The organism is Paenibacillus sp. 2TAB26 (genome assembly GCF_052115145.1).
Classification (GTDB): domain Bacteria; phylum Bacillota; class Bacilli; order Paenibacillales; family Paenibacillaceae; genus Pristimantibacillus.
On sequence record NZ_JBFRGC010000007.1, the window covers coordinates 164408 to 177931 of the forward strand.

Here is a 13524-nt window from a genome sequence, read left to right on the forward strand (position 1 = left end):
TGTTATGAAAAAATTAGAAATTATAAAAATAGGGCCGAAGAGTGCTTTTAAAGCGACATTATATTTTGCTATTATTCCATTATCGATTATGGTTGTTTTAGGCTTTTTAGTCGCGATTATTGGACTCGCTATTGGCAAGCCAGGCTTACTGGCAGCAGGAATTCCTTATATTATTATGCCCGTTATACTTATTTTTGTTTACGGCTTGATTGGGATGTTAAGTGCCTTTATCTATAGTAAGCTAGCGACAAAGTTTGGCGGTCTTGAAGTAACGGTTGTAGAAAGGATAAGCTTATAGGATAATCCGTCATGAAAGACCGATCTCAGCTTCGTGTAGAACGCTGGGATCGGTCTTTCATTTTAAAAGTACGGTTGGTTATGCACGGACAGCGCACTTCTTCCAACGTCATATTATTCTCCTTGTTTCTCGTGATGTAATAGCCAGTTTTTACGTGTTAATCCACCGCCATAGCCGCCTAAATCACCATTTGAGTTGATGACTCGATGGCAAGGAATCATAATCGCAAGCTGATTTGCGCCATTGGCCTGAGCGACAGCACGATAGGCGGATGGTTTACCGAGTGCAGCGGCGATGTCTGAATAGGAACGCGTTTCGCCCGGCGGAATTTTCATTAATTGCTCCCATACGCTCTTCTGAAAAGGTGATCCAAGCAATGAGACGGGGGTTTTGAATTCGGTCAGTTTTCCGTCAAAATAGCGGGTCAATTCACTTTCAATCGATTGGATTGGTTCCGTGACACCTGGAATGATGGCGGATTTTGTCCGTTGACGAAGCCTTTCTACTTCGCGCTCTAGCCCTCGCCGATCAACAAATTCAAGAAGATAAAGTGCACTCTCATCCCCAATTGCAATCATCGGCCCTAGCCGTGTATCGATCCAAGAAGCTTTCAAAACCTGACTATTCTCTACTAATGTAGGCGCGGCCCCCATAATTCGCGAGAAAGCATCTCTGAAACCGCTGCTGGATTCATAACCAGCAGATAGCTGAGTATCAATGATCGTTTGACCCGATCTAATGTTCTTCAAGGCAAGTCCCATGCGGCGAGCGCGAGCATATTCAACAAACGTCATGCCAAATCGCTTCTTGAACTGACGGCGCGCTGTTGACTCATCAACCGAAAGATTTTTGAAATCTTGTTCTTTCCATCGTTTTTCAGGATTTTCCTCAACGGCAGCAACAAGCTGGCGAACAACCTCCGATACATGGTTTGGGTGGGAAAGCGGACGGCATCTTTGGCATGGCCGATAGGAGGCAAGCAGCGCTTGTTGTGCCGTCTCATAAAATTCGCAGTTCTCAAATTTTGGCTTTCGTGCTGGGCAGGTTGGACGACAGAACACGCCAGTCGTTTTGACGCCTACATAAAATACGCCTTCATATTCCGTTCTTTTCTCTAATAACGCCCTGTAGTATTCTTCGTTACGCTCTGCAGGTACCATGTTTGCACGCCCTAATCTTAGATTATGCTCTTATTATAGAGCCTTCAGAAATATAACGTAGCCGAAAATCAGGCATTTATTTTTTTTGATTCGCATGTATTCAGATGAAGTTCGTAATCTGATTACCAGAACGCAATCCAACAACGGATGACGCTTATCTTGACTTTGACACGGCTTTACAGTCCTTCATGTTGATTGTGCAGTAAGAGAAAAGCCAAGAAATATGCTAGTTATAACCCAGCATTTTCTTGGCTTTTGAGTATGAATGAATTGTCGAGCTTGAATCCACTTCAATAGCGACAGGATGGTGCTATTGCTTAAATAATAGCTCTTTACCATCCGAAAGATACGTATAATAGTGATCTTTTGAAGCTTCTTCAATATGCTCGAATGCCCAGTGAGCAGAAGTCGCATCCGGCCAAGATGGTGTTGTCACGCCTGTAAGCGGTCCTCTTCCTAGCAAACGGTTCATAATGGTAACTGCTTGCGCACGTGTTACATATTCCTTCAGACCGAACGAGCCATCTTCAAAACCGATCATAACCCCCGCTTTGTTTACAGCGGCAATAGCTGCTGCAGCCCAGTGCTGATCAGATACGTCCTCAAATGTGTTCGTGAATGGTCCGTTAAGATCAGCATTTAACCATTTGGCCGCAATCATTGCCATTTCGGCTCTCGTTATGCGGTCATTTGGCCGGAAGTTGCCCTGCTTATCGCCAATCATTAATCCAATATCTTGTAGCTGCTCGATGTTAGCTGCGGCCCAGAAGCCTTTTGCAACATCTGGGTAGAGCTTTTGGTATTCATAAACATTAGGTAAATTTTTGTTGCGTGCTAGTAAAGCCGACATCTCCGCTCTCGTGATCGTGTTATTCGGGCGGAATGTGCCATCAGGGAAGCCTTTAATATAAGCATTATGATGGCCAGGGTTTGCAATGTTCAGGTCAGTGAAAGACTTCAAAGTGCCTGTGAAGCCGCTGCCCGGCTTATAAGATACGGTTGCTTCATAACCAACGGGAATAGGATTCTTCAGCTGAATAATAACTTGATTGCCATCCATTCTAACGTCTTTTATTTCCACTGCCTTGCCACTAATTTTTACTATAAAGCCTGATGTGTCCACCTTACCGCTGCCATCAACTAGATCAAGAACAATGGTTCCCGCTTTTGGATCGATGGTGGTCTTCTTCACTTGCTCCGTCACAGGCTGAGCGGGTATGACGGTGCTTTCACCTGTCGACCGTTCTGTTAACTGAATAACGGAGAAAATGCTAAACTTGTCAATTTCAATCTCTAGCCCAATTGGAGTATCACCGCTGTACACAACGGCAGGTTTCATTACCACTTTTTCTCCATCGCTATGCTCTACAAAGATTCGCAGCGAATCTAAAAAGCTGTCGTAGTTGCTTGCAGGTACGGTGATTCCGTTTTTTGCAAATGGTAAGAACAGTGTTGTTGTGTAATCGCGATAGTTTGTTTCAATTTCCAAGGAGGAGCCGATCACTGCAACATTTCGGCTTCCAGCTGCTGCTCTGACAACTGTCTCATTCACAATGCTGGTATTTAATTCCGCTTGATGACCAGCATCTTTTACAGGAATTAAGCGGAAAAACAAGTCAAGATAACGATCTGCCATGCGGTCAATAACATTTGCAGCGATGGATATAGTTGCATATTCTGTACGTATATCCAACGTATTTTGGTTGGTGTTTAACAGTCTTATAGATTGTCCAGGAATTTCGACAGCAATCTCACCTGGTTCGTCTCCTGCAACCTCATCAACAAATACAGTTGATACTCCGTTTTTTGTTCTAAGATCATTAATAAACCTTGCTGCTGCTGCCGGATCAAAAATGGCTTTGTCAATTTTTACTCCATTTGATAACATAACACGATTAATGCCAACCGGCTCACTCACCTCGTTGTCTGAGCCGCCAACAACAGGGACTTGTCGATAATTCTCGATTGTTGTCTTTGTTAGGTTCTCGGCTTTGACAATTAACAGGAATGTGCGGGTTTTCTTTACACCATTTTTAGAAACGGAAGCGGTGAGTATAACACTCTCATCCTTTGCATGACGATGAACAAGTGTCTTGATTGATCCATTCTCAGGCAATGAAATTTCAATTGAACTTGGCTTGTTGGAAGTCCAATCGATCATCGTTTCATTTGCCCCTGTTGTTACAATGAGTACAGGAAGCGTAACACTCTCCCATGTATCGTTTGCTTGGTAACCGATTTGCAGGGCCCTCAGTGCATCATCAATGGCTTCGTCTGTCGTGAATTCGACCGTTATAAGCAAGGGCTTGCTTTCATATCTGTCTTTTTCCGTTAATGTCACTTGAATTTTGGTTCCAGGCTCAAGGTCAAGTCCTCCGATGACAACGGTTCCCGTCTCTTCTCCGGCATTTACCGCACGTTTCAACTCTGTACCATTCTCGTCGTATACAATAATGGTCGCCCCAGCAGGCACCTCTACTACCTTAACGCTGCCATTCGATACACTTGCTTTAACCTTTGAACTTTCCGGTGAGCCACTATCTATTTTTGCTGTGCTAGAAGTGGATGGGCTTTCCAGCTTTCCAACTTCTGCAATTGCAACCTTAACCAAGTCTCCCTCACCAAGTACATGCGGGGCTTCAATGTTAACTACAACGGTAGCTATGGACGTATCCGTGTTTGTAACTGTACCAATAACATCGCCGTTCTTGTCATATACGTTGATAGTTGCACCTGGTGGTACATCTTTAACGGTTACTGCGTTTTTCGTTGCGTTTGTTTCCACATTGTTACTCTCAAGCGGCGCGCTTTCCGTTTTTGCTTCGCTCGATATCGGTTTACTTTCCAGATGACCGTCTTCTGTGATCGTAACTTTTACAATATCGCCTTCAGCAAGCGCGGTTGTAGGTTCAATAGTAACGACAACGGCTGTTTTTGATGTGCCTGTATTTGTAGCCTTACCGATAACATCACCGTTCTCGTCGTATACTAGAATGGTTGCACCCGGCGGTACATCCTTGACGGTTACGGTATTATTTGTTGCGTTCGTTTTAACGTTATTTGTGTCAAGCACGCTGTCAAGCTTCGCTTCGCTAGACACTGGCTCACTTTCGAGCTTACCTGTCTCAGTAACTGTAACTTTAATGTTGTCTCCTGCCACAAGCGTATGCGGTTCTTTAATTTCAACTACGATATCTGCTTCCGTGCCAGTGTTAGTAGCTGTTCCAATAACCTCGCCGTTCTTGTCATATACGTTGATGGTTGTACCTGGCGGTACGTCTTTAATCGTTACCGTATTGTTCGTTGCGTTTGTTGTGATTTTTTTCTCGTCCAACGGGTCGCTCTCCAGCTTCGCTATGCTTGTTACTCGTTCGCTTTCTGGCTTGCCGTCTTCTTCTGTAATTGTAACCTTAATGATGTCACCTTCTTGAAGCTTAGTTGGCGGATCAATAGTGACTACCACTTCTGTTTCTTCATTGCCGTTGTTAGTTGCTGTACCGATGAGCTCGTCATCGTCACCATACACTTTAACAGTCGAGCCCGGTGGGACGTCTTTAACGGTTACTGTGTTTTTGGGTACATTCGTAGTGATTTTCTCTTTTTCAGGCGCACTGCTCCGTAAAATAGGAGATACTGCTGTTACGTTGCTGGCTACTTCACCATTTTTTGCATATGAAATATCAATTTGGCTGGCGCCAGCTAGTATATCCTTGCCATCGTCGGTCAATGTCAAGCGAACCGTTCCGTTCGTTGCAATTGACGAAGTTGCAATGACTTCATGATTGTCGTCGTATAGGGTTACGGCTACTCCATTCGGAACGCCATCAATCGTCACAATGCCATTAGCCGTATAGGACAACACAATGTCATTTGCCACAGGCGCCTCAGTCATAATCGCTGAGCTGCTCGCAGAAGTGCCTCCGTTACTGGTGATTACAGTAATATTGTTATTACCGGCCTGCAGATGACTCGAATCATCAAAGGTATAAACAAGCACGCCCTCACTATTTGTACTATACTCGCCATCTACTAATTGATTGTTAACATAAATATCAACCTTTTCATTAGGTAAGTTATCACTTTTGCTAATGCCGTTGACCTTGATATCAATACCCGTCTGTGTTCCAACACCTGTGGAGAATACTTTATTGATTGTAACTGCACTTGGTCCTTGCTTGTAATTTCCGTTGGGTTTTAGTCCTCCGTCAACGTAGGAGTTTTTGAAATACCATGCCAGAATATCATGATGGGAGTTGGCTCCCCCTGTACTCGCGCCAAAGCCTACATATACCTCTTTGTTCATAAGGGATGTGCCGACATTACGAGTCAGTGATCTGTTATCCGCATTCGTTCGATCATCACTTAGACCATAAGTTGTAGTAAGAAGTCCATTATCATCATAATCAACCCAAACATGAACGTAAGCATCGCTTGCGGCGTAATCGTACAAACGGAAGTTGGCTCCTTGCAAATTATCAATAACGTCGCCACTGCCCTGTTGATGATGGTTGTTGCCATTCATTACAATAGCGACATGATCGGCAGTAGGGCCGGTTGGATTCGTTATCGGATGATATTGATTTAAGCGATTAAAAGGGGTGTTGGGATCATTGTATTGAATTCCCTTATGAGGTCCGAGGTTTTTCCACGTATCGAACTCTACACCTACGGAGTTTGGAATACCGGCATAGCCTACGCCTTCGCCTACCCCGCCTAGAACAGGAGTCGGATTATCCTGAATAATAAAGGTTAGACCATCAGCGGGTCCCGGAAAGTTTAAATTATTTAACGAAGTGCTTCCATTCAAATGCATGACAAAATAAGTGCTAAAGCCGCCGTCAAGCTTAATTTTATTTGTACGAACGACGATGCCGCTTGAATCATTCGTAACCGGCACTACTCTTAATCGTCCGTTCGCTGTTGTGGCGGTGTTATTTCGGCCCGGAATAGCCGGGAAGCTCAGCACTCTGGTCGCATCATTAGATACAACTGCAGTAGGACCGGTATGATTAAAATTTTGCCAGCCGACATAGATTGGCAGCGAGTCCGGCTCGGAGCTCGCCAGCACAGGCGTTATCGGCGCCGCTGAGAGTACCAAAATAAAGGAAGTAACAACTAATAAAATCCTTCTAAAAAATGAATCTTTGTGTAGATGATCAACATGCATGATTTTTCCTCCTGGTTGTGGTCATCAATTTGTAAAAATATGCTAATTCGCACATTCCTAATTATACCATCCTGCTCTGTACAAACTCTAAACATCCCTTGATATGTTGATCAGCACTTGTAAATCATGAATAAAATTACTTTATTGCTTCAGTTTATTATTTTCGAGAAAAAAATGATGAAAAACCTATGTGTAAGCGATTGCAGCTGGGAAGTGTTCGTTATTTAGGGGCAAAATAAGTTGATTTATTAAAGGATAAAGATGTACAATAGTTGGGTGATTGATAAAGAAGTATCGGGTATTCAGAATGTTAATGGTCCTGACTATGCATTAGTGATAATTGTCACAATATAATCAGGCATTTACATGATTAAAAATAGTTAGTTAAACTCTAAGGAGGATTTTAATATGGCATTGGTATCAATGAAAGAAATGTTGAACAAAGCGTTAAAAGAAGGCTATGCAGTTGGTCAATACAACATCAACAACTTGGAGTGGACACAAGCCATTCTAGGCGCTGCTCAAGAAGAGCAATCCCCGGTTATCCTTGGCGTTTCTGAAGGCGCAGCTCGTTACATGGGAGGTTTCACAGTTGTAACTGCAATCGTGAAATCACTAATTGAAGAAATGAAAATTACAGTTCCTGTTGCGATCCACTTGGATCACGGTTCTAGCTTTGAAAAATGTAAAGCTGCGATCGATGCTGGATTTACATCCGTTATGATCGATGCTTCACACTCACCATTTGAAGAAAACGTAAAAACGACTCAAGAGGTTGTTGCATACGCGCACGAGCGCGGCGTTTCTGTTGAAGCTGAGCTAGGTACAGTTGGCGGACAAGAAGACGATGTAATAGCTGAAGGCGTTATTTATGCAGATCCTAAGGAGTGCTTCGAGCTAGTACAACGTACTGGTATTGACTGCCTTGCTCCTGCACTTGGTTCTGTTCACGGTCCTTACAAAGGTGAACCAAACCTAGGCTTCAAAGAAATGGAAGAAATTTGCCAAACAATCAAATTGCCACTAGTATTGCATGGCGGCACAGGTATCCCAACTGAGCACATCAAAAGATCCATTTCGCTAGGAACAGCGAAAATCAACGTAAATACAGAAAACCAAATCACATTCACAAAAATCGTTCGTGAAGTGTTGAGCGCAGATTCCGAAGCTTTCGATCCACGTAAATTCCTTGCTCCAGGTCGCGAAGGAATCAAACAAACCGTTATGGGCAAAATGCGTGAGTTTGGTTCATCCAACAAAGCGTAAGTCATTTTCGAATATACAAAAAGAGCTGTCTTTCAAACGCCGCTGGCGGGAGAAGGACAGCTCTTTTTTTTGTAATCGGATTTGCGGCAAACGCAAGGCTGCTCACATTCCCGGCAAGCTGAGCGCCAGCAAATAAAAAGGATTTCAATCAGAAACGAGGAATATAATGTGAAAATAAACATGCATAAACAGAATGGAGAATGGCCTATCGAGCTCCCTCACTATGAGCAATATAAAAGGATTTTTGCGCAGACAGCGAAGCCTTTTGCTTATGTAAATCTTGATTTATTGGATGCGAATAGCAGAGCCATAGCGGCTGCGGCGGGTGACAAGAAAATTCGTGTCGCAAGTAAATCAATAAGGTCTGTGGAGGTTCTTCGACGTATTCTTCATTCAGACAAAGTGTATCAAGGTATCATGTGTTATACGGCAAGAGAGGCGGCTTTTCTGCTGAGGCATGGCTTTGATGATTTGCTGCTTGGTTATCCCGCTTGGGAGCCGCGCGAAATTTCAATTCTGTTAGAAGCTGCAGCTAGTGGCCGAACGGTTGTATTTATGGTTGATTCCATTCAGCATGTGGAGCATATCGAGCGGCTTGCAGCAGCCACTGGCGTACAGGCAGCGCTTTGTCTGGATATTGATATGTCTGCAAACTATCCAGGACTGCATTTTGGCATATGGAGATCACCGGTAACCACATGGGCACTGGCTAAACCGATTGTCGAACGGATTATGCAATCCAAATGGGTAAGGCTGGACGGTGTAATGGGCTACGAGGCGCAAATTGCTGGGGTAGGGGATCAAGTCTCGGGACAGTGGTTAAAAAATTCATTTATCCGCCATCTGAAGCGGCGTTCAATTCGAGAAGTAGCTGAAAGGCGTGAGGAAGTGCTGCAAGGTATTCACGCGTTAGGCGGGGAACTGCGCTTTGTAAACGCTGGAGGCACTGGGAGTATAGGCAGCTCCAAATTGGAGCGGGGAGTAACGGAAATTACCGTGGGCTCCGGTTTTTATTGTCCTACGCTGTTCGATCATTATGCTGGTTTTCAGTATTTGCCTGCTGCTGGATATGCGGTGGAAGTCGTGCGGAAGCCTAGATTAGATATGGTAACCTGCTTGGGCGGGGGTTACACCGCTTCAGGTGCTGTTAGCGCGGAAAAAGCGCCGCAGCCGCATTTGCCTGAAGGCCTATCGTTGATTTCGTTAGAAGGCGCGGGTGAGGTGCAGACGCCGCTTCGTTGTCCGAGCGGTTTGGCTCTCGAGCTGGGAGATCCAATCTTTTTCCGGCATGCGAAGGCTGGGGAATTATGTGAACGGTTTCCGAAGCTGTATGCGATAACTGGGGAAGGCATTGTTGATGAGTACTTAACCTACCGCGGAGAAGGGGAATGCTTCCTATGAAAGCGAATCGGAAAAGCTGGACAAATTGGTCGGGGTCAGTCACTGCCGCTCCTGAGCTTATTCGGCATCCGAAGACGATAGATGAAGTAGTGGCAATCGTTCGTCATGAGTGTTTGAAGAAAGGCAACTATTTGCGCGTTGTAGGGTCAGCGCACTCTTTTACGGCGGTTGCGGCTTCTGATCAGGTGCTTGTATCGCTTGACGAGCTGCAAGGAGTGGTGAGTGTAGATGCTGACGAGCAGACGGCTGTCGTCTGGGCAGGAACGAAGCTGAAGCGGTTAGGCGAGCTGTTGCATGAAGAAGGACTAGCGCAGGAAAATCTAGGCGATATAGATGTTCAGTCGATTGCAGGTGCGATTAGTACAGGAACTCACGGATCAGGGCTGCGCTTAGGAAGTATAGCTACACAGGTGATTGGCATAACGGTCGTAAACGGCTTAGGAGAAGTGCTGGAATATACGCTGCAGTCACATCCGGCTGTATTTCGAGCATTACAGGTTTCATTAGGCACATTAGGCATTATTGTTCAGGTAAAGCTCCGTTTAAGGAGCTCTTATGTACTTTCCTATGAGAGCAAACGTATGGCTTTGACGGACTGCTTGACGCAATTGCCGAATCTTGTAGAGGATAACCGGCATTTTGAGTTTTTTTGGTTTCCATATGCGGAGACTTGTCAGGTCAAACTGATGAATGAGACGGATGCGCCCATACCTACGAACAAATGGATTGAATATGTAAACGAAAAGCTAATTGAAAACACATTGTTTGGCTTACTATCAGGGCTTTGTAAGATGATCCCCACAGCAAGTGCTGCCATAAGCAGGTTAAGTGCATCAAGTGTACCCGTTGCGACGAAAGCGAATTATAGCCACCGCATATTTGCGACAGAAAGAACCGTCCGTTTTTATGAAATGGAATACAGCTTGCCGAAAGAAGCCATGACGTCGGTCATACGTGAAATGCGAGAGGCAATGGAACGTGAGCGATTCCATGTTCATTTCCCTATTGAGTGCCGGTATGTGGCGGCTGATGAAATCTGGCTTAGTCCCGCGTATGGCCGCGATTCTGCTTATATAGCAGTCCATATGTATAAAGGCATGCCGTACAAACGTTATTTTGAAGTGATGGAGCAAATCTTTCTTCGTTATGAAGGCAGACCCCACTGGGGTAAAATGCATACGCTCAAGGCTGCCAATTTAATTAAGCGTTATCCGATGTGGCAGGAATTTGCCGAAATAAGAAAGCAAATGGACCCTCATGATTTGTTCATGAGCCCTTATTTGCGAGAGTTGTTTACGACTCAAAATTAGCTTTTACATCCGCTAGATCATGTTTAAGCCGGGTAATAAAGCTCTTTGAGATCGGGGTAGAGTGATGTCCTTCAGGCTGAATAAGACCTAAATAAACAGCGCCTTGGCCTGTTAAATCAAGCTCCAAAATGACCGATTGATCCCGAATAATGGACAAATCACTCACAAAAGAGTAATCAAGGCCGATGGTTACGGCATGATGATTTAGGAGTGCCCTGCCAATCGAATTCGGGTTGTTTGTCGTAAACAAAATATCCACCGCGCCATATTTGGCTTGAAAGTCATCCATAAACCATTTCACATAATCATCATTATACAAGACGATCGTTTGCTGCATAATTTCCTCTGGCGTAATCGTTTTGTTAAGCGCCAATGGAGACTGTGTGCTTACTGCAGCAACCATCTTTACACTCATCAAGCGTTCAATGGACAGTCCGATATTTTCAACAAGGCGATTCTCAAACAAAATAATAAAACCCAAGTCGGCTCGATTATGCAGAATGTCGTCGATAATTTCCTGAGAGCCCTTCTCGAAAATCTCCATTCGTATTTGCGGATAATCCTTTTTAAAATCCATGACGGCATTCTCAATCAGAAAAGCATGGCCGGGAATGGTGGCGAATCGCAAATGGCCTTGTACAGAATTAGAATAGCCCTGCGTGGTCTCGACTAGCTCTTTGTACTTGTTAAGAACTTCATACACCTTCTTTATAATGACAATTCCTTCGGCTGTTGGTACTGCTCCTGACCGAGATCGCTTGAGGATAACAACCCCCCATTCCGATTCTAGACTTGAAATCGCTTGGCTAATAGCCGATACGGTGACATGAAGATTTTGAGCGGCAGCCGAGATTGACCCCGTTTTTACAACTTCAACAAGATACTCCAGCTTTTCGATATTCATGAATGACCTATCTCCTTTGTTTTAGTTTTTCTTAAGTATTATTCAATTTGTTTAAATTTATCTTAACTTATATCAATGATAAGATGAAATCAAGGTACAGAAACTTGTACTTATAAAGTAAGAGTGAGATTGGCGGATTGTGGACAACGTAATCGAGACCGTTATGGGCTCGAATCATAAGAAGGAGTGTTGATAACATGAGATTCCAAGATAAAGTTGTTATTGTTACAGGCGGTGCAAGCGGTATTGGCGAAGTAACCGTCCGCTTATTTGCCGAAGAAGGGGCGAAAGTGGTCATTGCGGATTTTTCTGATCATGGGCAGGGCGTTTCCGATCAGTTGAATACAGAAGGCTTTGATACCTTGTTTGTAAAAACGGACGTGTCCAACGAGGACGACGTCATTCATATGGTATCCCAGACGGTGAACAAATATGGCAAGCTGGATGTTCTGTTTGCAAACGCAGGTATAGCTAAGGACGGGCCTGCTGATCTATTAAGCTTAGATGCCTGGAATAGAACCATTGATATCAATCTAACAGGCGTATTTCTCTGTGATAAATATGCAATCAAGCAAATGCTTGCACAAGGCACAGGCGGTTCCATCGTAAATTGCGGCTCCATCCATAGCCACGTTGGCAAAGCAAATGTTACTGCGTATGCTTCTGCGAAAGGCGGCGTTAAGCTTTTGACACAGTCGCTGAGTGCGGACTATGCAACTAAAGGCATTCGAGTCAATGCAATATGCCCAGGATACATTGATACACCGCTTATCGCAGGACGGAATGAAGCGATTACGCAGCATCTTATCGATTTGCATCCGATGAAACGCCTTGGCAAACCTGAAGAAGTCGGTAAAGCCGTTTTGTTCCTTGCCAGCGATGATGCTTCATTTATAACAGGTGCCAGCCTGCTTGTTGATGGCGGCTACACAGCCGTCTAATTCGTATTTCATTAAATGGACGAGTTTAATCGCATGATGAGCATCAATGTCACCAGCGTATTTCTTGGGATGAAGCATGTGATGCCGCTTATGGCGAAGAAAGGCGGCGGGTCGGTCATCAATGTCTCCTCCGTTGCAGGTCGTTTTTCTAGCATCCGATGAATCATCTTTCTCAACGGGGGCAGAATTCATTCTCGATGGCGGGGCTACTGCGAGATAAATAAAAAAAGTAAGGGCACCCAAGCGTGGGTGCCCTTACTTTTTGTCTAGCCTTAAATAGAGAAAGGTATTATTTTAATCAACTAGCGTGCCGAAAGAATGTCTGAATTAAATTGGACACCGTCCTGTCATATAATGTTTTCGCCATCGCTTCACTTTGAATATGACCACCTAAGTAAAGGTGGATGACTCCGTGTAATGAAGCCCAAACCACATGAACAACAAGTATCGGGTCTTTTTCGGCTATCAGTTCTAGCTCTATTGCCTCAGCGATCGTGTTTATAACTTGTTGCAAAGCAGTTATCGTCGCTTTTAAACTTTCCTCTTCCGGTTTGAATTCGCTAAAAGCTCCGCCAAACATCAACATATAGTAGCTTGTATAGGATTGTCCAAAACTCCAATAAGCTTCACTCAAGTCACGAAGATATTTCTCTAGGTCTGCTTGTTTTGGCACCGAGTCAAAGGACTTGGCTAACAGCTTGCAGCCTTCCAAAAATAATTGCTTAGCTAAACCTTCTTTGTTATTAAATAAGTTGTAAATGATTTTAGTGGAACATTCCATTTTCTCAGCAACTCGCCGAACCGTAACCGCCTCTGGGCCATGTTCCTGCAAAATACTTGCAGCTGCCTCTACAACGTTTTGTCTTAAATTCTCGGTATGCTGTAGTCTCGTTTCCTGATAGGTTTTAACAGTACGGTTATCTGTGAAAGGCATATCGGAAGGATTGTTCATCTAACTTCACCCTCAGACCTTTAATTTTTTCGAGATACGATGTTTCCTGACATTCATTTTACTATTTTTAATTACATAACACCAACTAAAATGGGTGTCGCGTTAACAACAATCATGACTTTTGA

The 13524-nt window shown here is 44.1% G+C and carries 9 protein-coding genes and 1 pseudogene; 6 read left to right on the plus strand and 4 right to left on the minus strand.

All coding sequences use genetic code 11. The features are described from left to right. The first annotated feature begins 4 nt into the window (after window positions 1-4). On the plus strand, window positions 5-298 hold the full coding sequence (locus tag AB4Z50_RS09555) for a hypothetical protein (RefSeq protein ID WP_441878283.1): 294 nt from the start codon (window positions 5-7) through the stop codon (window positions 296-298). Window positions 299-411: 113 nt separating this feature from the next. Here AB4Z50_RS09555 and AB4Z50_RS09560 read toward each other — a convergent pair whose 3' ends face one another. Together AB4Z50_RS09560 and AB4Z50_RS09565 are read right to left on the minus strand one after the other, a co-directional pair. Continuing rightward, complete coding sequence (locus AB4Z50_RS09560) at window positions 412-1458, minus strand: bifunctional transcriptional activator/DNA repair enzyme AdaA (protein ID WP_441878285.1); 1047 nt, start codon at window positions 1456-1458, stop codon at window positions 412-414. Window positions 1459-1768: 310 nt separating this feature from the next. Further along, a complete protein-coding gene (locus AB4Z50_RS09565) occupies window positions 1769-6625 on the minus strand; it encodes an S-layer homology domain-containing protein (RefSeq protein WP_441878287.1) in 4857 nt (1618 codons plus the stop codon). A gap of 408 nt (window positions 6626-7033) precedes the next feature. Between AB4Z50_RS09565 and AB4Z50_RS09570 the strand changes: the two genes are divergently transcribed. The 3 genes from AB4Z50_RS09570 (at window position 7034) to AB4Z50_RS09580 (ending at window position 10602) form a co-directional block, all read left to right on the plus strand. Continuing rightward, window positions 7034-7891, plus strand: a complete 858-nt coding sequence (locus AB4Z50_RS09570; RefSeq protein ID WP_054025684.1) for a class II fructose-bisphosphate aldolase — start codon at window positions 7034-7036, stop codon at window positions 7889-7891. Window positions 7892-8071: 180 nt separating this feature from the next. Further along, window positions 8072-9292, plus strand: a complete 1221-nt coding sequence (locus tag AB4Z50_RS09575) for an amino acid deaminase/aldolase (protein ID WP_441878289.1) — start codon at window positions 8072-8074, stop codon at window positions 9290-9292. Further along, on the plus strand, window positions 9280-10602 hold the full coding sequence (locus AB4Z50_RS09580; RefSeq protein ID WP_441878291.1) for a D-arabinono-1,4-lactone oxidase: 1323 nt from the start codon (window positions 9280-9282) through the stop codon (window positions 10600-10602). Before AB4Z50_RS09575 ends, AB4Z50_RS09580 begins: the two co-directional genes overlap by 13 nt. On the opposite strand, the gene AB4Z50_RS09585 is transcribed toward AB4Z50_RS09580, so the two are convergent. Continuing rightward, window positions 10586-11506 (minus strand): LysR family transcriptional regulator, encoded by a 921-nt coding sequence (locus AB4Z50_RS09585; RefSeq protein WP_441878293.1) that lies wholly within the window; start codon window positions 11504-11506, stop codon window positions 10586-10588. The genes AB4Z50_RS09580 and AB4Z50_RS09585 overlap by 17 nt on opposite strands. Window positions 11507-11703: 197 nt before the next feature. On the opposite strand from AB4Z50_RS09585, the gene AB4Z50_RS09590 reads away from it, so the two are divergent. Together AB4Z50_RS09590 and AB4Z50_RS09595 are read left to right on the plus strand one after the other, a co-directional pair. Next, the gene (locus AB4Z50_RS09590; protein WP_441878295.1) at window positions 11704-12447 is read left to right on the plus strand and encodes an SDR family NAD(P)-dependent oxidoreductase; all 744 of its coding nucleotides are present in this window, start codon (window positions 11704-11706) and stop codon (window positions 12445-12447) included. 27 nt (window positions 12448-12474) lie between these two features. Then, window positions 12475-12588, plus strand: a pseudogene (locus AB4Z50_RS09595) (SDR family NAD(P)-dependent oxidoreductase); the annotation flags it as partial. 157 nt (window positions 12589-12745) lie between these two features. Here the strand turns inward: AB4Z50_RS09595 and AB4Z50_RS09600 are convergent. Further along, the gene (locus AB4Z50_RS09600) at window positions 12746-13399 is read right to left on the minus strand and encodes a TetR/AcrR family transcriptional regulator (RefSeq protein ID WP_441878297.1); all 654 of its coding nucleotides are present in this window, start codon (window positions 13397-13399) and stop codon (window positions 12746-12748) included. Between the last annotated feature and the right edge of the window lie 125 nt (window positions 13400-13524).